The organism is Ramlibacter alkalitolerans, from assembly GCF_016722765.1.
Taxonomy (GTDB): domain Bacteria; phylum Pseudomonadota; class Gammaproteobacteria; order Burkholderiales; family Burkholderiaceae_C; genus Ramlibacter; species Ramlibacter alkalitolerans.
The window spans coordinates 1-20,955 of sequence record NZ_JAEQND010000024.1 but is presented as its reverse complement, the minus strand read 5'-3'; the positions used below and the strand labels follow the sequence as shown (position 1 = coordinate 20,955).

The 20,955-nt window shown below is 68.9% G+C and carries 17 protein-coding genes; 8 read left to right on the top strand and 9 right to left on the bottom strand.

From position 1 onward, the window contains the following. Window positions 1-65: 65 nt before the first annotated feature. The 8 genes from JI746_RS27280 to JI746_RS27245 all read right to left on the bottom strand — a co-directional run bounded on the left by JI746_RS27280 (window position 66) and on the right by JI746_RS27245 (window position 8,878). A complete protein-coding gene (locus tag JI746_RS27280; protein WP_201693471.1) occupies window positions 66-557 on the bottom strand; it encodes a MarR family winged helix-turn-helix transcriptional regulator in 492 nt (163 codons plus the stop codon). A gap of 9 nt (window positions 558-566) precedes the next feature. After that, complete coding sequence (locus JI746_RS27275) at window positions 567-1,304, bottom strand: ABC transporter ATP-binding protein (RefSeq protein WP_201693470.1); 738 nt, start codon at window positions 1,302-1,304, stop codon at window positions 567-569. Next, on the bottom strand, window positions 1,304-3,124 hold the full coding sequence (locus JI746_RS27270) for a branched-chain amino acid ABC transporter ATP-binding protein/permease (RefSeq protein ID WP_201693469.1): 1,821 nt from the start codon (window positions 3,122-3,124) through the stop codon (window positions 1,304-1,306). Before JI746_RS27270 ends, JI746_RS27275 begins: the two co-directional genes overlap by 1 nt. A 1-nt stretch (window position 3,125) precedes the next feature. After that, window positions 3,126-4,163: a branched-chain amino acid ABC transporter permease gene (locus tag JI746_RS27265; protein WP_201693468.1), complete on the bottom strand. Its 1,038-nt coding sequence runs from the start codon at window positions 4,161-4,163 to the stop codon at window positions 3,126-3,128. A gap of 97 nt (window positions 4,164-4,260) precedes the next feature. After that, window positions 4,261-5,397, bottom strand: coding sequence for an ABC transporter substrate-binding protein (locus JI746_RS27260; RefSeq protein ID WP_201693467.1), 1,137 nt, complete (start codon window positions 5,395-5,397; stop codon window positions 4,261-4,263). A 32-nt stretch (window positions 5,398-5,429) separates the two neighbouring features. Beyond that, entirely contained in the window at window positions 5,430-6,194 is a 765-nt protein-coding gene (locus JI746_RS27255; RefSeq protein WP_201693466.1) for an SDR family NAD(P)-dependent oxidoreductase, read from the bottom strand. Continuing rightward, window positions 6,191-8,080 (bottom strand): feruloyl-CoA synthase, encoded by a 1,890-nt coding sequence (locus JI746_RS27250; protein WP_201693465.1) that lies wholly within the window; start codon window positions 8,078-8,080, stop codon window positions 6,191-6,193. Before JI746_RS27250 ends, JI746_RS27255 begins: the two co-directional genes overlap by 4 nt. A gap of 21 nt (window positions 8,081-8,101) precedes the next feature. Continuing rightward, window positions 8,102-8,878 (bottom strand): crotonase/enoyl-CoA hydratase family protein, encoded by a 777-nt coding sequence (locus tag JI746_RS27245; RefSeq protein ID WP_201693464.1) that lies wholly within the window; start codon window positions 8,876-8,878, stop codon window positions 8,102-8,104. A 104-nt stretch (window positions 8,879-8,982) separates the two neighbouring features. Between JI746_RS27245 and JI746_RS27240 the strand changes: the two genes are divergently transcribed. Both JI746_RS27240 and JI746_RS27235 read left to right on the top strand, forming a co-directional pair. Continuing rightward, entirely contained in the window at window positions 8,983-9,846 is an 864-nt protein-coding gene (locus JI746_RS27240; RefSeq protein WP_201693463.1) for an amidohydrolase family protein, read from the top strand. Next, the gene (locus JI746_RS27235) at window positions 9,843-11,657 is read left to right on the top strand and encodes an AMP-binding protein (RefSeq protein WP_330893094.1); all 1,815 of its coding nucleotides are present in this window, start codon (window positions 9,843-9,845) and stop codon (window positions 11,655-11,657) included. The genes JI746_RS27240 and JI746_RS27235 overlap by 4 nt, the downstream gene beginning before the upstream one ends. 127 nt (window positions 11,658-11,784) lie before the next feature. On the opposite strand, the gene JI746_RS27230 is transcribed toward JI746_RS27235, so the two are convergent. After that, entirely contained in the window at window positions 11,785-12,393 is a 609-nt protein-coding gene (locus JI746_RS27230; RefSeq protein ID WP_201693462.1) for a 2-hydroxychromene-2-carboxylate isomerase, read from the bottom strand. 153 nt (window positions 12,394-12,546) lie between these two features. Between JI746_RS27230 and JI746_RS27225 the strand changes: the two genes are divergently transcribed. From JI746_RS27225 to JI746_RS27200, 6 genes are all read left to right on the top strand, one after another. Continuing rightward, window positions 12,547-13,431, top strand: coding sequence for a BadF/BadG/BcrA/BcrD ATPase family protein (locus JI746_RS27225; protein ID WP_201693461.1), 885 nt, complete (start codon window positions 12,547-12,549; stop codon window positions 13,429-13,431). Next, window positions 13,428-14,561, top strand: a complete 1,134-nt coding sequence (nagA, locus tag JI746_RS27220) for an N-acetylglucosamine-6-phosphate deacetylase (RefSeq protein ID WP_201693460.1) — start codon at window positions 13,428-13,430, stop codon at window positions 14,559-14,561. The genes JI746_RS27225 and nagA overlap by 4 nt, the downstream gene beginning before the upstream one ends. Continuing rightward, window positions 14,551-15,561 (top strand): SIS domain-containing protein, encoded by a 1,011-nt coding sequence (locus tag JI746_RS27215; RefSeq protein ID WP_201693479.1) that lies wholly within the window; start codon window positions 14,551-14,553, stop codon window positions 15,559-15,561. The genes nagA and JI746_RS27215 overlap by 11 nt, the downstream gene beginning before the upstream one ends. A gap of 294 nt (window positions 15,562-15,855) precedes the next feature. Beyond that, complete coding sequence (locus tag JI746_RS27210) at window positions 15,856-17,778, top strand: PrkA family serine protein kinase (RefSeq protein ID WP_201693459.1); 1,923 nt, start codon at window positions 15,856-15,858, stop codon at window positions 17,776-17,778. A gap of 65 nt (window positions 17,779-17,843) precedes the next feature. Further along, window positions 17,844-19,118 (top strand): YeaH/YhbH family protein, encoded by a 1,275-nt coding sequence (locus JI746_RS27205; protein WP_201693478.1) that lies wholly within the window; start codon window positions 17,844-17,846, stop codon window positions 19,116-19,118. Between the two features lie 57 nt (window positions 19,119-19,175). Then, window positions 19,176-20,726 carry a SpoVR family protein gene (locus JI746_RS27200; RefSeq protein ID WP_201693458.1) on the top strand — a complete coding sequence of 517 codons (1,551 nt, stop codon included), beginning with the start codon at window positions 19,176-19,178 and terminating at the stop codon, window positions 20,724-20,726. Window positions 20,727-20,955 lie beyond the last annotated feature (229 nt).

Here is a 20,955-nt window from a genome sequence, read left to right as displayed (position 1 = left end):
CGGTGCGGTGGCGCGGACGGGGATGCGAGTGTACGCAGCTCCTGCTATGCAAACAATAGCAAGCGTCAGGGGCGGCCCGGTTTGTAGACTTTCTTCAGCAAGCGGATGAGGGTCTGCAGCTCCGACGGGCTCAGGCGGGCACCGATCTCGGCTTCCAGGCCGGCCGCAGTGCGCTCCGCGTCGCGCACCAGCTTCTGTCCCCCAGGTGTCAGGTGCAGGCCCATCGCGCGACCGTCCCGCGGGTGCGGCATGCGCGACAAGAGCTCGCGCTTTTCCAGCGCGTTGAGCATGCCGACCAGGTTCGGCGGCAGGATGCCCAGCGTGGCGCAGAGTTGCCGCGAAGTGATACCGGGGTTGTGGTGGATCAGCGAGAGCACCGAGAAGTCCACCGGCTTGAGCTGGTAGGGCGCCATGCCTTCGAGGAAGCGGTCGATGGCCGCGAGCGCGGCCCGGCGCGCGTTGTAGCCCACCAGCGTCTCGAGGAAGCTCGTGTCGACTTCCGCGACCGCCGGCGCGGCTTCCACCGTGCGGGGCGAGGGTGTGCTGGTGCGTGCCATGTGCAGGTGTCAGGCGGCCTGCACGCGCGCCGTGCCCAGGTAGGTCTCGATCACGCGCGGGTCCACGGCGAGCTGCGCCGCCGGGCCCTGCAGGCTGATCTCGCCGGTCTCCAGCACGTAGCCGTGGTCGGCCACCTCCAGCGCCGCGCGCGCGTTCTGCTCCACCAGCAGGATGGAGACGCCTTCGCTGCGCAGGCGGGCGATGGTCTGGAAGATCTCGCGCACCACGAGCGGCGCCAGGCCCAGGCTCGGCTCGTCGAGCATCAGCAGCTTGGGTTGCGCCATCAGGGCGCGGCCCACCGCGAGCATCTGGCGCTCGCCGCCCGAGAGCGTGCCCGCGAGCTGCGCGCGCCGCTCCTTCAGCCGCGGGAACAGCTCGTACACGCGCTCCAGGCCCTTGCGCCAGTCGGGCATGCGCAGCTTCATCGGCCGGTAGCCCCCCAGCACGAGGTTGTCTTCCACCGGCATGGTGCCGAACAGCTCGCGCTTTTCCGGCACCAGGGCCAGCCCCAGCATCACGCGCTCTTCCAGCGTGGTGTCGGCCAGCTCCTGGCCATCGAAGACGATGCTCCCGCGCGCCGGCAGCAGGCCCATGAGCGCGTTGAGCGTGGTGGACTTGCCGGCGCCGTTGGGCCCGATCACCGTGACGACACTGCCGCGGGGCAGCTCGAAGTCCAGGCCGGTGAGCACTTCCGCGCGCCCGTAGCCGGCGTGCAGGCCGCGCACCTGGAGCAGGGCTTGTGGCATCAGTGCTCCGTTCCGAGGTAGGCGGCGCGCACCTTGGGGCTGGCCTGCACCTGCGCCGGCGTGCCCTCCATCAGCCGGGTGCCGAATTCCATCACCACGATGCGGTCGGTGAGGCCCATCACGAACTCCATGTCGTGCTCCACCAGCAGCAGGCTCATGCCTTCGGACTTGAGCTGGCGCAGCACGTCGGCCAGCGCCTGCTTCTCCTTGTGGCGCAGGCCGGCCGCCGGCTCGTCGAGCAGCAGCAGGGCGGGATCGGTGCACAGGGCGCGGGCGATTTCCATCAGGCGCTGCGGCCCCAGCGCGAGGTTGCCCGCGAGTTCGTGCATGCGGTCGGCCATGCCGATGCGCGCGAGCTGGCGCTCCGCCTCGGCGAACAGCCGCCGCTCCTCATCGCGGTCGAGGCGCAGCATCGCGCGCAGCGTGCCGCTGGTGCCGCGCAGGTAGCCGCCCAGGGCGACGTTCTCCAGCACCGTCATCTCGGGAATCATCTTCACGTGCTGGAAGGTGCGCGAGATGCCGCGCCGCGCGATCTCGCGCGAGGGCAGGCCGCCGATCGTCTCGCCGCGCCAGCGGACCTGGCCGGCGCTCAGCGCGAGCACGCCGGTGATCAGGTTGAAGGTGGTGGACTTGCCGGCGCCGTTCGGGCCGATCAGGCCCACGATGTCGCCGGCGCGGATCTCGAAGCTCACGTCGTTGACGGCGGTGAGTCCGCCGAACTGCTTGCGCACGCCGTCCACCTGCAGCAGCGGCTCGCCGCGCGCCGGCTTGTCGCGCGCCGGCAGGGGCGCGGCACCGGCCCAGTCGCGCTTGCGGTCGGCCCGCGGCAGGCGGCGGATGACGAAGGTCCAGAGGCCGTCGGGCGCGTACTTCAGCACCACCACCAGCACGATGCCGAAGACGATGGTCTCGAAGTTGCCGCTGGTCCCTATCAGTTTCGGCAGCAGCACCTGCAGCTGGTCCTCGGTCAGCTTGACGACGGCGGCGCCGAGGAAGGCGCCCCACACGTGCGAGACGCCACCGAGCACCGCCATGAACAGGTACTCGATGCCCTTGCCGATGTTGAAGGGGCTGGGGCTGACGGTGCGCTGGAAGAAGGCGAACAGCCAGCCGGACATCGCCGCGAGCACGGCGGCAATGACGAACACCAGCAGCTTGTGGCGGAAGGTGGAGATGCCCATCGCCTCGGCCATCGTCGCGCCGCTGCGCAGCGAGCGGATGGCGCGGCCGGGGCGCGAGTCGAGCAGGTTGGCGCAGGCCCACGCGGACAGCAGCGCCATCACCCAGACCAGCACGTGCAGCCCGCGGCCGGTGCCCAGGTCGAGGCCGAACAGGGTGAGCGTGGGCACGCCCAGGATGCCGTCGTACTTGCCCAGGAAATCCATGTTGCCCATCGAGTAGTACAGCACCAGGCCCCAGGCGATGGTGGCCAGCGGCAGGTAGTGCCCCGACATGCGCAGCGTGATCGCCCCCAGCACCAGCGCCGCGAGCACCGCGATGCCGACGCCGAGCAGCAGCGCCAGCCAGGGCGAAGCCGCCAGCTTCACCGTCAGGAAGGCAGCGGTGTACGCGCCGACACCCACGAAGGCAGCCTGTCCGAAGGAGGTGAGGCCCGCGACGCCCGTCAGCAGCACCAGGCCGAGGGCGACGAGCGCATAGAGGCCGATGTAGTTGCTCTGCGTGATCCAGAAATCCGGGACCGGCAATGCAGGCAGCACCAGCATCACCGCCGCGAACAGGGCGAAGGCGAAGCGGCGCAGGCCCGGCCGGCGCGCGGGTGCGGGCGCGACCTCGGCGACCTCGGTCAGGACGCGGGCCATCTCAGTGTTCCTCCGCGTGCGGGTCGGCCAGCGAGCGCCACAGCAGCACCGGCAGGATGGAGGAGAACACGATCACCTCCTTGAAGGCGCTGGCCCAGAACGAGCCGAAGCTTTCGAGCAGGCCGACGCCCAGCGCGCCCACGAGGGCCAGCGGATAGCTGGAAAGTCCGGCGAAGACGGCGGCGACGAAGCCCTTGAGGCCGATGAGGAAGCCGCTGTCGTAGAAGATGGTCGTGGTCGGCCCGATCAGCAGGCCCGAGAGCGCGCCGATCAGCGCCGCCATCGTGAAGGCCATGCGGCCCGCGGCGCTGGAGGAGATGCCCATGAGGCGGGCGCCGGCCCGATTGACGGCCGTGGCCCGCAGTGCCTTGCCGGTCAGCGTGCGCTCGAAGAACAGGTACAGCAGCACGATCAGCGCCAGCGAGGCGAAGAAGATGATCACCGCCTGGCCGCTGAGCGTCAGCGCACCGGCGGCAAAGCGCTCGTCCCAGAAGCTCGGGTTGCGGAATCCTTCGGCGCCGAAGAAGAACAGGCCCAGGCCCACCAGCGCGAAATGCACGCCGACGGAGACGATCAGCAGCACCAGCACCGAGGCGTCCGCGAGCGACTCGTACGCGAGGCGGTAGATCAGCGAGCCGAACGGGGTGACCAGCGCCAGCGTGAGCAGCGCCTGGACCGCGAGCGGGAAGCCGCGTGGCGCGGCCCAGATCGCGATGGCCGACGCGAGTACGGGCCACGCGAGCGTGCGCAGCACCTGCAGGGCCACCCGTCTCGCGGGCAGGTGGTGCCGCCAGCCGTTCACGACGTCCGAGAGTGCGGCGGCGAGCGCGAGGGCGAGCAGGAACCAGACCGTGCCCGGCACCTTGCCCGCCTGCAGCAATGCCAGCGTGAGCGCGCCGAAGGCGACGAACTCGCCCTGCGGGATGAAGATCACGCGCGTGACCGCGAAGACGAGCACCGTCGCCAGCGCGAGCAGCGCATACACCGCCCCGTTGGTCAGGCCGTCCAGCGCGAGGATGCTGGCGATGGAAAAGTCCATGGGTGTTGGGCGATGAGCGTTGGGCGTTGGGCGAGCGAAACAGTGTCGGCGTCGAGGTTTGCACGCCCGACGCCGAACGCTCAACGCTGAACCGCGATCACTTCTCCACCACGAACTTGCCGTCGTGCACCTTCAGCATCACGCCCGTTTCGTTCGTGTAGCCCCAGTGGTCGTCCTTGGTCCAGTTCATCACGCCGTGGGAGAACACAGTGCGGCCCATGCCTTCCATCGCGTCGCGCAGGGCGGCGCGGAATTCCGGCGTGCCGGGCTTGGCCTTCTTCAGCGCCACCGGAACGATCTTCTCCATCACGATCTGGAAGTCGTAGGCGTGGGCGGCGAACTGGTTGCGCGAACCCGCGCCGTTGGCCTTCTCGTACTTGTTGACGAAGTCGATCGCCTGCTTCTTCGACGGATGGTTGTCCGGCAGCTGCTCGGCGACCACCGCGGGGCCGGAGACCACGAAAGTGCCTTCCACGTCCTTGCCGCCGATGCGCACCAGGTCCGGCGTCGCCGCGGCGTGCGTCTGGTAGATCTTGCCCTTGTAGCCGCGTTCGACGATGGCCTTCTCGGGCATGGCGGCGCCGGAGCCGGTGGCGACCACCAGCATCGCGTCCGGATTGGCGGAGGCGAGCTTCAGGGCCTGCGCCGTCACGCTGGTGTCGGTGCGGGCGAAGCGCTCCACGGCCACGATCTTCATGCCGTTCTTCTCGGCCTCGGCCTGGGCCGCCTTGAGCCACAGCTCGCCATAGGCGTCGGTGTAGCCGATGAAGCCGATGGTCTTCACGCCCTGCTTCTTCATGTGCTGGAACATGGCGTGCGCCATCACGTCGTTGCCCTGCGGCAGGCGGAACAGCCAGTGGTCCTGCCCCGGCGGCACGCCCACCGGCGAGGCGGCGACCTGCAGCACCTTGTTCTCCGCCGCGACGGGCGCCATGGCAGCCGCGACCGGCGTCAGCACGGAGCCGAAGATCACGTCCACCTTGTCCTCGGTGATCAGGCGGCGGGTGTTGCTCACCCCCTTGCCGGGATCGGAGGCGTCGTCGAGGATGATCAGGTTGACCTTCTCGCCGGCGATCTCCTTCGGGAACTGCTTGAGCTGGTTCTGCGTCGGGATCCCCAGGCCGGAACCGGGGCCGGTGAGGGAGATCGAGACGCCGACGTTGATGTCGGCCAGCGCGCCGGCGGCGGCGCTCAGTGCCACGGCGGCGGCGATCAGGGAGCGTACGAGCTTCATTGTTGTCTCCAGGGTTGGAACTTCTCAGCGTCTCAGCGCGGCGCCATGCGCAGCGCACCGTCGAGGCGGATCACCTCGCCATTCAGGTGGGTGTTGGTCACGATGTGGCAGGCCAGCTGCGCGAACTCCTCCGGCTTGCCCAGGCGCGGCGGGAACGGGATCGACCGGGCGAGCGACTCCTGCACCGGCTCCGGCAGCTGCTGCATCAGCGGTGTGGCGAACAGGCCCGGCGCGATGGTGCAGACGCGGATGCCGTGCTGCGCGAGGTCGCGCGCCATCGGCAAGGTCATGCCCACGAGGCCGCCCTTGGACGCGCTGTAGGCCTGCTGGCCGACCTGGCCGTCGAAGGCCGCGACGGAGGCGGTGAACAGCATCACGCCGCGCTCGCCGTCCTCCAGCGGCGCGAGCTTCGCGCATTCGGCGGCGAACAGGCGGCTGGCGTTGTAGCTTCCGACCAGGTTGATGTTGACGACCCGCGCGAATTCTTCCAGCGGCGCCGGGCTGCCGTCCTTCTGCACGATGCGCTTGGCCGTGCCGATGCCGGCGATGTTCATGAGGATGCGCGCCGGGCCGTGCCGTTGCGCCGCCTTCGCCAGGGCAGCCTGCAGGCTGCCGGTGTTCGTGATGTCGCACTCGCAGGCGATGCCGCCGATCTCCCCGGCCACCTTTTCGGCCTGCGCGGGATTCACGTCGAGGACCGCGACCCTGGCGCCCAGGCGCGCCAGTTCGCGTGCCGTGGCTTCGCCGAGGCCCGATGCGCCGCCCGTGACCAGCGCGGCCTGTCCCTGGATGTTCATGCGTTCTCCTTGCGCGGCTGGAGCGTGAAGGGCAGGCGGTCCTCGTGCATCGCCTGGACGAGCGCGTCGCGGTGCTTGAGCACGGCGCGCTGGTTGATCGAGCCCTTGTCGGTCACCTCGCCGAGGTCGATCGAGGGCGGCTCGTCCAGCAGCACCATGCGGGCGACGCGGGTGGCGCTGCCGGTGGCCTGCTGCGCGAGCGCGTCCAGCACGTCCTGGAAGTGGTTCTCCACGGCGGCGCTTTGCAGCACGTCCCGCAGCGGCGCGTCGGCGGGCAGGTGCGGCGCGAGCGCGCGGATCTTGGGTGTCGGGAACAGCAGGGCGCCGACCTCGTTGCGGTTCAGCCCGGTGATCACGGCGTCCTGCACGTAGGGCGCGCCGGCGGCGATGATCTTCGCGCGCAGGGGCCCGACGCTCACGAAGGTGCCGGTGGCGAGCTTGAAGTCCTCGGCGATGCGGCCGTCGAACTTCAGGCCCAGGTCCGGGTCGTTCGGGTCTATCCAGAGCACGGCATCGCCGGTGCGGAAGAACCCTTCCTCGTCGAAGGCCTCCTGCGTCGCTTCGGGGTTGCGCCAGTAGCCCGGCGTGACGTTGGGGCCCTTGTAGCGGATCTCGGTCTTGCCCTCGGCCGGCACCAGCTTGAGTTCCATGCCCACGGTGGGCAGGCCGACGTGGCCGGAGCGCACGTCCGGGTTGGTCACGAACACCGCGAACGGCGCCGACTCCGTCATGCCGAGGCCGGTGCCCATCACGATGCGTTCGCCGATCTCCTCTTCCTGCACTTCGTGCAGCAGGTCCCAGATCGGCTGCGCCAGCGCCGCGCCCGAATAGAAGAACATGCGCACCCGCGACAGCAGGTTGCGCCGCAGGACGGGATCGGCCTTCATGGCGTGGGCGATGGCCTCGAAGCCGGTCGGCACGTTGAAGTAGATGGTGGGCGCGATCTCGCGCAGGTTGCGCAGCGTCTCGTGCATCAGCGCGGGCGTGGGCTTGCCGTCGTCGATGTGGAGCGTGCCGCCGTTGTAGATCGTCAGGCCGACGTTGTGGTTGCCGCCGAAGGTGTGGTTCCAGGGCAGCCAGTCCACCAGCACCGGCGGCTCCTCGGCCAGCACCGGCATCGACTGGCGCATCTGCTGCTGGTTGGCGCACCACATGCGGTGCGTGTTGATCACCGCCTTGGGCAGCTTGGTCGAGCCGGACGTGAAGAGGAACTTGACGATCGTGTCGGGGCCCGTCGCCTGCATCGCGGCCTCGACGGCAGCGGTGGGCTGCGTGGCGAGCAGTTCCGAAAGCGACGTGGTGGCGCGGCCCTCCAGGCACCCTTCGGCGAGCACCACTTCGATGTCGCCGCCGACCGTTGCGGCGATCGCCTTCGCGTAGCGCGCGTCGGAAGCGAACACCAGGCCCGGCGTGAGCGTCGCCAGCACGTGGCGCAGCTTGTCGAAGTCCTGGCTGACAAGGGAGTAGGCCGGTGAGACGGGGCAGTGCGGAATGCCGACGACCATGCAGCCGAGGGCGAGCAGCGCGTGCTCCAGTCCGTTCTCGCTCAGGATCGCCACCGGCCGTTCGGCGCTCAGGCCGCGATCGAGCAGGGCCTGGCCGATGCTGCGGGCGCGCTCCAGCGCTTCGCGGTAGCTCACGGTCTGCCACTCGCCGGTGGCGCCGTCGGCGCCGCGCCGGCGGCGCGCCATGAAGGCGCGTTCGGGTTGCGTCTCGGCCCAGTACACGAGGCGATCGGTCATGCGTGCCGCATAGGGCCGCAGATCGCCCTCGCCGCGCAGGTAGCGCACGCCGCCGGCGCCTTCGCGCAGCAGCGCGCGCGTGACGCCGAAGCGCAGCGGCCGGTACTTCGCCGGCAACGGCGTGTGGATGATCGGGCTCCGCATGTCTGCTCCTCGCCTCCGGCCTCAGGACTTGCCGACCTTGGCGGCGCGGCCTTCCAGGAAGTCGCGCACGCGCTGCTTGGCCTCGGGAGCGCTCTGGGCGATGGCGGCCATCAGCGCTTCGGTGAGGAAGCCCTGGTCCGCCGGCTGCTCGGCGATGCGGGGCAGGGCGTGCATCAGCGCGTAGTTGGTGAGCGGCGCGTTCTCGGCCACCCGCTTCGCGATCTGCACCGCCCGCGCGAAAGCCTCGCCGGCGGGCACGAGGTACTGGGCGAAGCCGGCGCGCTCGCCTTCCTCGGCCTGGTAGACACGGCCGGTGAGCATCATGTCGGCCATGCGCGCGGCGCCGATCAGGCGCGGGATGCGCACCGCGCCGCCGCCGCCGACGAAGATCCCGCGCGCGCCCTCGGGCAGCGCGTAGAAGGTGGTCGTGTCGGCCACCCGGATGTGGCAGGCCGCTGCCAGCTCGAGCCCGCCGCCGACCACCGCGCCATGCAGTGCGGCCACCACCGGCACGGGGCCGTACTGCACTTCCTCCAGCGCCGCGTGCCACATGCGCGAGTGGTGCAGGCCCGCGCCGGCGTCGCGCTCCTTCAGCTCCGACAGGTCGAGCCCGGCGCAGAAATGGTCGCCCGCGCCATCGAGCACCGCGGCGCGCACCGTGGACGGCAGGTTCTCGAAGGCGTGGCGCACGGCCAGCACCAGGGCGTCCGACAGCGCGTTGCGCTTGGCCGCGCGGTTCAGGCGCACGATGGCGATGGCGCCGTCGATCTCGAGCTGCAGGTCTTGGGAGGCGGTCATGGCATATGGTCGGCGAGTGCCGGATTATGGTTATGCGGGATAACGATCATCAACATCCCGCGCATGGGACTTACCCTAGGGACCTCCCGACAGAAGGTCACCGCATGGACCACGCCAACCTCATCGCCATCGACGTCCACACCCACGCGGAAGTGAGCTGCTGGAATCCCTTCGACAGCTACGGCGAGGAATACGACCGCGCCGCCGACAAGTACTTCCGTTCCAACCGCAGGCCCACGATCGCCGAGACCATCGCCTACTACCGCGAACGCAGGATCGGGCTGGTGATGTTCACGGTGGACAGCGAGTCCAACCTGGGCCGCCGCCGCATCCCGAACGAGGAGATCGCGCAGGCCGCGCGCGAGAACAGCGACATGATGATGGCCTTCGCCAGCATCGACCCGCACAAGGGGAAGATGGGTGCGCGCGAAGCCGAGCGCCTGATCAGGGAAGAGGGCGTGAAGGGTTTCAAGTTCCACCCCACGGTGCAGGGCTTCCATCCCTACGACAGGATGGCGTGGCCGATCTACGAGGTGCTGGACGCGCACCGGATGCCCGTCATCTTCCACACCGGCCATAGCGGCATCGGCTCCGGCATGCGCTGCGGCGGCGGGCTGCGGCTGGAATACAGCAACCCGATGCACCTGGACGACGTGGCGATCTCCTTTCCGGACATGCAGATCGTGATGGCGCATCCCAGCTTCCCCTGGCAGGACGAGGCGCTCTCGGTGGCCACGCACAAGCCCAACGTGTGGATCGACCTTTCGGGCTGGAGCCCGAAGTACTTCCCGAAGCAGCTCGTGCAGTACGCCAACACGCTGCTGAAGGACCGCATCCTGTTCGGCAGCGACTATCCGCTGATCACGCCGGAACGCTGGATGAAGGATTTCGAGGAAGCGGGTTTCCGGCCCGAAGTGATGCCCGGCATCCTGAAGGGCAACGCGGTACGCCTGCTGGGGCTGGCGTGAGCGGCTTCCTGCGCGGGCTGGCGGACATCGAGGCGCTGGAGCGCACGCCCTACGAAGAGGCGATCCCGGCGCGCACGACCTACGGGCTGATCGCGCGGGCGGCCAGGCAGTTCGCCGACCGCACCGCCTTTACGTACCTGCCGGATGGCGAGCTCGCCACCGCACCGCAAGCCATCACGTACGCCCAGTTGCTGGCGAACATCCACCGCGCCGCCAACCTGTTCCGCCGGCTCGGCGTCGGCCCGCAGGATGCCGTCGCGATCCTGGCGCCCAACATCCCCTCCACCCACTACGCCCTGTGGGGCGCGCAGCTGGCGGGGCGCGCGTGCCCGATCAACTTCATGCTGCAGCCGGAGCACATCGCGGCCTTGCTGGACGCGAGCGGCGCCAAGGTGGTGGTGGCGCTGGGGCCGAACCCGGAGCTCGACGTCTGGTCCGCCGTGCAGAAGGTGCCGGGCCTCGAACGCCGCACGGTGCTGCGCATCGGCGGCAGCTTCGAGGAAGCGCTGGCGCAGGAGAGCGGGACGCTCACCTTCGATCCGCAGCTCGCGCCCGATCGCATCGCGGCGCTGTTCCACACCGGCGGCACGACCGGCGCCCCCAAGCTGGTGCAGCACACGCACGGCAACGAAGCCCACACCTCCTGGTTCGCGCACCGCTTCTACGGCTTCGACGAGCAGACGGTGGAGATCAACGGCTTCCCGCTGTTCCACGTCGCGGGCGCCTTCGTGTACGGGCTGGCGCTGCTGGCGATCGGCGCGCGGCAGGTGTTGCCGACGCCCAGCGGCATGCGCAACGCCGCCTTCCTGCGCAACTACTGGAAGTTCTGCGAACGCGAGCAGGTGACGGCGCTGGCCTGCGTGCCGACGATCCTGGCCGGCCTGTGCAACCTGGAGGTGGACGCGGACATCGCCCGCGTGCAGGTCGCCTACACGGGCGGATCGCCGCTGCCGACCGAGCTGGCCGTGCGTTTCGAGAACACGCTGGGCATCCCGGTGCGCAACATCCTCGGGATGACCGAGTCCGCCGGGCTGGTGGCGATCGAACCCTTCCACGCGCCGCGCGTGCCGGGGTCGGTGGGGCTGCGGCTGCCGTACACCGAGGTGCGCGTGGTCCCCTGGGCCGACAGCCTGCACACGGCGCAAGCCTGCGCCACCGGCGAGACCGGGATCGTGGTGCTGCGCGGGCCGCATGTGAGCCCGGGCTACACGGATGCCGCGCGCAACGCAGGCCTGTTCGAGCAGGGCTGGCTCGTCTCCGGCGACCTGGGGCACATCGACGGCCAGGGCTACCTGCACGTGACCGGGCGGGCCAAGGACGTGATCATCCGCGGCTCGCACAACATCGACCCGGGGCTGGTGGAAGATGCCTTCCTCGCCCATCCGGCGGTGGCGCTGTGCGCGGTGGTCGGCGAGCCCGATGCGCATGCCGGCGAGGTGCCGGCGGCCTTCGTCACGCTCAAGCCCGGCGCGCAGCTCGCGCCGCAAGCGTTGCTCGGCGAAGTGGCGCCGCACGTGTACGAGAGGCCCGCAGTGCCCAGGCGCGTGGTCGTGCTGCCGGCACTGCCGACCACGGCCGTGGGCAAGGTCTACAAGCCCGCGCTGCGCGCGCAGGCCATCGAGCTCAAGTTGCGCGAAGTGTTCGCGGCGGTCGCGGCCGGCGTGCCGGTCGAAGTCAGGGTGAGCGAGCAGGGCGGTGGATTCGTCGCGGAGGCCGCGATTGACGCCGCTGCCGATGCGCAACTCGAGCAGCGCCTGCGCGACGCGCTCGGCGCCATTGCCGTCCCTACGCGCTTTCGCTTCTCACGTTGAGGCGTAGGCTGGTGGTGACGCGCGAAGCGCCGGAACCCCAGCGATGCGCGAAAGCGCCGGATTCCCATCGATGCGCGAAAGCGCTGGGGTTCGCGTTGGCGCGGCTCACCGCCAGCCTACCAGGCTCCTACCAGCCCCCCACGCGCAGCCACTCCTCCACATCCGGCAGCCGGTCCAGGCCCCAGAACGGCTCGCCATCGACCACCACGGTCGGCGAACCGAAGATGCCCGCCTCGATCGAAGCCGCGACCGCATCGCGCAGCAGCCTGGCCGCTTCCTCCCCGGCGGCGGCCTCGGCGACGGCGGCCGGAGCCAGGCCCGCCGGCAAGGAGATCGTGGCGAGCGCGTCGGGCGTGGACAGCTCCCGGCCCTCGGCCCAGATCGCGCGGTACAGCGCGTGCGCCATCTCGGCCTGCAAGCCGGGATGGTGTTGCTTGACCCAGCAGAACGCCCGGGCCGCCGGCAAGGGATTGCCGATCGGGGCATTCAGGTCGCGGCCGAGCCGGATGCCGGCCCGACGCGCATGCCGCAGCACGTCGCGCCGCACGTAGTCGCCCTTCAGCGGGGTGTCGAGCAGGGGCTTGAGCCCCATCACCTTCAGCACGCTCACGCCCAGCAGGATCGGCCGCCAGTCCACCGTGCGTCCCCGGCGCGCGGCTAGCGCCTCGATGCGCAGGCTGGCGAAGTAGCCGTAGGGCGAGATGAAGTCGAAATGGAACGCAAGCGGCGCGGGCATGGCATAGCTTAATCCGCACCGTCCCCGGGCCGGGCCGTCCGCGGCTTCCGACGCCCGGACGGCGCGCCGACCCACGCGCCTGAGCTGCAACTCCGCGCCGCTGCTCGTTTCTAACCGAGGGAACGGCCAATGGAGGGAGGGGGACCTATTCGGATGGTGGATTACCTGATCGGCATCGACGGCGGCGGCAGCGGCACGAGGGCACTGGTGCAGCACGTCCATGGCGAGACGGTGGGCACCGGGTCCGCGGGCCCCTCCGCGCTCGGGCAGGGCATCCCGCAAGCCTGGGAGAACATCCAGGCTGCGGTGGGCCGCGCCTTCGAAGGCGCGGGGCTGCCCGTGCCGCCCTGGAAGCGCTGCGCGCTCGCAGCCGGGCTGTCCGGCGTGAGCCACGCGCCGTGGCGCGAAGCCTTCCTCGCCGGCAATCCCGGCCTGGCACGGCTGGATGCGGAAACCGACTCCTTCACCATGCTGCTGGGCGCCCACGCCGGCCAGCCCGGCGTGATTGTCATCGCCGGCACCGGCAGCATCGCCGAAGCCCTCCGCGCCGACGGCTCGCGCGCTACAGTCGGCGGATGGGGGTTTCGCGTGGATGACGAAGGCAGCGGCGGCTGGCTCGGCCTGCAGGCCGTGCGCCATGGCCTGGCCGCGTTCGACGGCCGCGTGAACGCGAGCCCGCTCGCGCGCCGCGTGTGGATGCATTGCGGCGATGAACGCGAAAGTTTGCAGGACTGGTGCCAGCTCTCCGGGCAGTTCGAGTTCGCGCAGCTCGCGCGTGCCGTGTTCGAATGCGAGGCCGGCGATCCGGTCGCGGCCGGCCTGTTGCAGCAGGCCACGGCCGCGCTCGAAGACCTCGCTCTGGCGATCGACCCGCGTGGGCGGCTGCCGCTCGCCATCGCCGGCAGCATCGGCGAGCGCCTCGCCCCGCGCATGCGCCCGGCCTTGCGCAGCCGACTCGTGCCGCCGAAAGCCGGCGCAGCCGAAGGCGCGCTGACGCTCGCCCGCCGGCTGCTGGAAGAGACGGAAGAGGCCCTGTGACGCGCAGCGTGAAGGGCCGCATCCTGACGCCCGCCGGGGCGGTGGAGGGTGCCCTTCGCATCGGTGCGCAGGGCCGCATCGAAGCCATCGAGGGCTCGCCCGTCGACCCCGCGCAGGTCCGCGACGGCACCGGCCCCTTCATCCTCCCCGGCTTCATCGACCTGCACGTGCATGGCGGTGCCGGCCGCGACATCATGGAAGGCGGCGACGCGGCCCTGCAGGTCGCGCGCAAGCACGCCGAACACGGCACCACGGCGCTGCTGGCCACGACGATGACCGCGCCGCCCGAGGACCTGCGCCTGTCGCTCGAGGCGGTCGGCGCCCTGTGCCGCGCAGGGGCGCCGGGCGCGGCCCGCGTGCTCGGCATGCACCTGGAAGGCCCGTTCATCAACAAGGGCAAGCTGGGCGCGCAGCCGGATTTCGCGCGCCCGGTGTCGCTGGCCGAACTGCGCGAGCTCGATGCGCTGGCGCCCGTCCGGCTCCTGACGCTGGCGCCGGAAGTCCCCGGCAACATGGAGGCCATCGCCGAACTCGTGGCCGCCGGCTTTCGCGTGCAGGTCGGCCACACGCTGGGCACCTACGAGGACGGCGTGCAGGCGCTGGAGCGGGGCGCGCGCGGCTTCACCCACCTCTTCAACGCGATGACGCCGCTGCACCACCGCATGCCGGGCATGGTCGGGGCGGCCCTCGCGCACGCGCAGTTCGCCGAGATCATCCCCGACCTGCTGCACGTGCATCCGGGCGCGATCCGCGCCGCCCTGCGCTGCATTCCCGGCCTGTACTGCGTCACCGATTCCACCGCCGCCACCGGCATGCCCGATGGCGAATACAAGCTGGGGCGCCAGCCCGTCACCAAGTGCCTGGGCGGCGTTCGCCTGGCCGACGGCACGCTGGCCGGCTCCACGCTCACCATGGACCGCGCCCTGCGCAACCTGGTCGACGTGATCGGCATTACGCTGCCCGATGCCGCCCGCCGGCTGGCCACGCACGCGGCCGACTTCCTCGGCCTGGCCGATCGGGGCCGGCTGGCCGTGGGGGCGTGGGCCGACGTGGTGGTGCTCGATCGCGACCTGCGCGTGCAGGAGGTCTTCGTCGAAGGAGGATCCATCGATGTCCCGCATGCTGGATGAGGCGCGCGAAGCGCCGCAGACCGTGGCGCGCCAGTTGCGCGAGGATTCCGGGCGCTGGCGCGCGTTCGGCGACCGGCTGCGGCAGCAGCCCCCGACCTCGCTGCTGACGATCGCGCGCGGCAGCTCCGACCATGCCGCGCACTACGCCGCCTACCTGGTGATGGCGCGCCTGGGCCGGCTGGTCACCTCGATGCCGATGTCGCTGATCACGCTGTACCAGTCGGAGATCCGCTGCAGCGGCCTGGCCTCGTTCGCCTTCTCGCAATCCGGGCAGAGCCCGGACCTGGTCAGCCCCACCCAGTATTTCCGCCAGTGCGGCGCCATCACCTGCGCCTTCGTGAACGTGCCGGACTCGCCGCTGGGACGGGCGGCCGAATGGCTGTTCCCGCTCCATGCGGGGCAGGAGCAGAGCGTGGCCGCGACCAAGAGCTTCATCGCCCAGCTCGTCGCCGGTGCGCGCCTCGTGACCGCCTGGCAGGACGATGCGGCCCTCGCCGCGGCCTTGCAGCAGTTGCCGCAGGCGATGGAGCGGGCCTGCGCGGCGGACTGGTCGCCGGCGCTCGACGTGCTGCGCGAAGCCGACCGCCTGTTCGTCATCGGCCGCGGCCTCGGCCTGCCGGTGGCGATGGAGGCGGCGCTGAAGTTCAAGGAGACCTGCGGCATCCAGGCCGAAGCCTTCTCCGGCGCCGAAGTGCAGCATGGCCCGATGCGCCTGATCGAGGAGGGTTATCCCTTGCTCGTGTTCGCACCGCGCGGCCCGGCGCAGGCGGGCCTGCTCGAACTCGCGCAGGCCATGCGCTCGCGTGGTGCACGGGTGCTGCTGGCCGCACCCCCCGGCACGCCCGACGCCAACCTGCCGCTCGTCGAAGCCGCGGTGCCGGAGCTCGATCCGGTCTGCGCGATCCAGAGCTTCTACCCGATGGTCGAAGCGCTGGCCCGCGCGCGCGGCAACGACCCGGACCGTCCCCCGCACCTGCAGAAGGTCACGAAGACGAGCTGACGGGCGCCGTCCGATGCGCGGCGTCAACCGTGGCGCCGCGGCCCGCATTGTGGAGTCATGGAGCACGCCGTTGCGGTGCATGGAATGCGACCGCGCGTGGCGAAAGCGGAGTGTCGTTTACATGCGGAGACGCGTGCTTCATAGAGCTTCCGCCCCTTGTTTTTATCTACCGTTCCCCTACAGTGAAGTCGGCGTTTGGCCTACAGGACGGGATCGTCGGTTTTCCAGGCTCTGGAGTACAGTGATCTCCGCACCGCGCGTTTGACGCTGCAGTCCGCTAACGAAGGAGGCTTCATGGACGTCGTCCGCAATTTCCTCACGCGCTACGAACAAAAACGTGAGGAAGAATTGTCGATCGAGGAATTCCTCGATCTCTGCAAGAGGGAGCCGCTCACCTACGCGACTGCCGCAGAACGCATGTTGGCAGCGATCGGCGAACCGGAGATGGTGGACACGCGCCACGATCCGCGCCTGTCGCGCATCTTCGGCAACAAGGTGATCCGCGTCTACCCGGCGTTCAAGGATTTCTACGGGCTCGAAGAGCCGATCGAGCAGGTCGTCTCGCACTTCCGCCACGCCGCACAGGGCCTGGAAGAGAAGAAGCAGATCCTCTACCTGCTGGGTCCCGTCGGCGGCGGCAAGTCGTCCATCGCCGAGCGCCTCAAGCAGCTGATGGAGCAGGTGCCGTTCTACGCGATCAAGGGGTCGCCGGTGAACGAGTCGCCGCTGGGCCTGTTCAGCAACGACGAGGATGGCCCGCTGCTGGAGCAGCAGTTCGGCATCCCGCGCCGCTACACGCAGCGCATCATGTCGCCGTGGGCCGTCAAGCGGCTGGAAGAATTCGGCGGCGACATCCGCAAGTTCAAGGTCGTCAAGCGCTTCCCGTCGATCCTCAAGCAGATCGGCGTCGCCAAGACCGAACCCGGCGACGAGAACAACCAGGACATCAGCTCCCTGGTCGGCAAGATCGACATCCGCAAGCTCGAGACCTTCGCCCAGGACGACCCGGATGCCTACAGCTACTCCGGCGGCCTGTGCCTGGCCAACCAGGGCCTGCTCGAATTCGTCGAGATGTTCAAGGCGCCGATCAAGGTGCTGCACCCGCTGCTGACGGCCACCCAGGAAGGCAACTTCAAGGGCACCGAGGGCTTCGGCGCGATCCCGTTCGACGGCATCGTGATGGCCCACTCCAACGAGAGCGAGTGGAAGGCGTTCAAGAACAACAAGAACAACGAGGCCTTCCTCGACCGGATCTACGTGGTCAAGGTGCCGTACTGCCTGCGCGTGACCGAGGAAGTGAAGATCTACGAGAAGCTGATCCAGAACTCGTCGCTGCAGGAGGCCGTCTGCGCCCCCGGCACGCTGCGGATGATGGCGCAGTTCTCGGTGCTCACCCGCCTGAAGGAACCGGAGAATTCGAGCATCTTCTCCAAGATGCTGATCTACGACGGTGAGAACCTGAAGGACACCGACCCGAAGGCCAAGAGCTACCAGGAATACCGCGACTACGCCGGCGTCGACGAGGGCATGACGGGCATTTCGACGCGCTTCGCGTTCAAGATCCTGTCCAAGGTCTTCAACTTCGGCTCCGAGGAAGTCGCCGCCAACCCGGTGCACCTGATGTACGTGCTCGAACAGCAGATCGAGCGCGAGCAGTTCCCGGCCGAGACGGAGCAGAAGTACCTCTCGTACATCAAGGAGCACCTGGCCACCCGCTACGCGGAATTCATCGGCAAGGAAATCCAGACGGCCTACCTCGAGTCCTACTCGGAATACGGCCAGAACATCTTCGACCGCTACGTGACCTACGCCGACTTCTGGATCCAGGACCAGGAGTTCCGCGACACCGACACGGGCGAGATCTTCGACCGCGCAGCGCTCAACGCCGAACTCGAGAAGATCGAGAAGCCGGCCGGCCTGTCCAATCCGAAGGACTTCCGCAACGAGATCGTCAACTTCGTGCTGCGGGCGCGGGCCAACAACGCCGGCAAGAACCCGGTGTGGACCAGCTACGAGAAGCTGCGCACGGTGATCGAGAAGAAGATGTTCTCGAACACCGAGGAACTGCTGCCGGTCATCAGCTTCAACGCCAAGGCCTCCGCCGACGAGGCCAAGAAGCACGAGGACTTCGTCAACCGCATGGTCGAGAAGGGCTACACGAAGCGGCAGGTGCGCCTGCTGTGCGAGTGGTACCTGCGCGTGCGGAAAAGCTCCTGAGTCCGGGCGCCGTCAACACAAGGAGGGACCGCCCAGTGACCAACAGCAGCGGTGGCGAGCGGTCCATGCTCCACCAGGTCATCGACCGCCGCCTTTCCGGCAAGAACAAGTCGATCGGCAACCGCGAGCGCTTCCTGCGCCGCTACAAGGACCAGATCAAGGAAGCGGTGCGCAAGGCGGTGGGCGACCGCAGCATCCGCGACATCGAGGAAGGCGCGGACATCACCCTGCCCAAGCGGGACGTGTCCGAGCCGACCTTCGGCCACGCGCCCGGCGGCAGCCGCGAACTGGTGCACCCCGGCAACCAGGAATACGTGCGCGGCGACCGCATCCAGCGGCCGCAGGGCGGCGGCGGTGGCGGCTCGGGCGGCAGCGGCGCTTCGCAGGACGGGCAGGGCGAGGACGACTTCGTCTTCCGCATCTCGCGCGAAGAGTTCATGAACTACTTCTTCGACGACCTGGCGCTGCCGCGGATGATCCGCACGCAGTTGCTGGCCGACGTGCCGGAGTGGAAGTACCGCCGCGCGGGCTACGTGTCCGAAGGCAGTCCGAGTGCGCTGCACATCGTGCGTTCGATGCGCACGGGCCTGGCGCGCCGCATCGCGATGGGCGGGGACTCGCGGGTCGAGCTGCGGCGCGCGATCGAGCAACTCGAGGAAGCCGAGAAGCGCGGCGACCCCGAGAAGGACCTGGCGCTGCTGCGCGAGGAAGTGGCGCAACTGCGCGCGCGCACCAAGCGCGTGCCCTGGCTGGACCCGTTCGACCTGCGCTTTCGCAACCGCGTGCGCGAGCCGATGCCCACCAGCAAGGCGGTGATGTTCTGCCTGATGGACGTCTCCGGCTCCATGGACGAATCCCGCAAGGATCTCGCCAAGCGCTTCTTCATCCTGCTGTACCTGTTCCTCTCGCGCCACTACGAGAAGACCGAGGTGGTGTTCATCCGCCACCATACGCAGGCGGCCGAAGTGACGGAAGACGAGTTCTTCCACGCGACGGAAAGCGGCGGCACGGTCGTGTCGAGCGCGCTGACGCTGATGAACGAGATCATCCGCGCCCGCTACATGGGCAGCGAATGGAACATCTATGGCGCGCAGGCGTCCGACGGCGACAACTGGCAGCAGGACTCCTCCAAGTGCCGGGAACTCCTGGACAACAAGATCCTGCCGCTGGTGCGCTACTACGCCTACGTGCAGGTGGCCGACGAGGACCAGAACCTGTGGGAGGAGTACACGCGCGTGCGTGACGCCAACCAGCACTTCGCGATGCAGAAGATCGTGACGCCCTCGCAGATCTTCCCCGTGTTCCGAGACCTCTTCAAGAAGACTCCGCAGGCCGCATGAGGCGCGCTCGCCGCCTGGCGGCGCCCGTACCGCAATGCGCAGCATGAAGGCAATCCTGTGACCGAAGCCGCTGAATTCCTCACCCCCTCCGACCTGAAGAAGGACGAGAGCAGGCGCCTGCCCAGTCCCTCCGACTGGGACTTCGACCTGATCGAAACCTACTTCCAGGCGATCCGCCGCACGGCGGAAGGCTTCGGGCTGGACACCTACCCGACCCAGCTGGAACTCATTTCGTCCGAGCAGATGCTGGACGCCTACGCCTCCGTCGGCATGCCGGTGAACTACCGCCACTGGTCCTACGGCAAGCACTTCATCCAGAGCGAGAAGAGCTACCGCCGCGGCCACATGGGGCTGGCCTACGAGATCGTGATCAACTCCGATCCCTGCATCGCCTACCTCATGGAGGAGAACACGATGCCGATGCAGGCGCTGGTGATGGCGCACGCGTGCTTCGGCCACAACTCCTTCTTCAAGGGCAACTACCTGTTCCGCATGTGGACGGACGCCAGCTCGATCATCGATTACCTGGTGTACGCCAAGAGCTTCGTGTCCGAATGCGAGGAACGGCACGGCATCGACGCCGTGGAGCAGGTGCTCGACGCCTGCCACGCGCTGATGAACTACGGCGTGGACCGCTATCGCCGGCCGCAGAAGATCTCGATGGTGGAGGAGGAAAACCGGCGCAAGGAGCGCGAGGCCTACCTGCAGCAGCAGATCAACGACCTGTGGCGCACGCTGCCGGCCAAGGCCGGCAAGGCCGCCGAGAAGAAGACCAAGCGCTTCCCCGAGGAGCCGCAGGAGAACATCCTGTACTTCATCGAGAAGAACGCGCCGCTGCTGGAGCCGTGGCAGCGCGAGATCGTGCGCATCGTGCGCAAGATCGCCCAGTACTTCTATCCGCAGCGGCAGACGCAGGTGATGAACGAGGGCTGGGCCACCTTCTGGCACTACACGCTGCTCAACACCATGTACGACCAGGGCCAGCTCTCGGACGGCTACATGATGGAGATCCTCAGCTCGCACACCAACGTGGTGTTCCAGCCGCCGGTGACGCACCCGGGCTACAGCGGCATCAACCCGTATGCGCTGGGTTTCGCGATGTTCACGGACATCCGGCGGATCTGCGAGAACCCCACCGACGAGGACCGCGAATGGTTCCCGGAGATCGCGGGCACCGACTGGGTCAAGTCGCTCGATTACGCCATGCGGCACTTCAAGGACGAGAGCTTCATCGGCCAGTACCTCTCGCCCAAGCTGATGCGCGACTTCCGCATGTTCGCGGTGCTGGACGACGCGGCGCAGTCCGAGCTGGAAGTCTCGGCGATCCACGACGACAACGGCTACCGGCGGCTGCGCGAGTCGCTGTCGCGGCAGCACGACCTGGGCTGGCGCGAGCCGAACATCCAGGTGTGGAACGTCAATGCGCGCGGTGACCGCTCCCTGACGCTGCGGCACATCCGCCACTCGGACCGTCCGCTGGACAACGGCGCGGAAGAGGTCGTCAAGCACGTGGCCAGGCTGTGGGGCTTCCGCGTGCGCCTGGAGAGCGTGGATTCGCACGACCGGGTGATGCAGCACTGGGAGGTGACGCCTCCGCAGCATCACTGACGCGGCTCACGAAAGCCCGTCGTTCCCAAGCAGGCGGGGCGTCCCCGTCATCCCCGAGTGGACGTGGCTTCCCCGTCATCCCGGCGAAGGCGTGGCCTCCCCGTCGTCCCCGCGGAGGCGGGGGGCGGTCTCAACCGGTCAATGCAACATGATTCATGTTGTGAAAGGCCGGAATGACATCGAGAAAAGATCGAGGGCTGGAGCCCGAGCAGAACGCCGAGATGTGGCG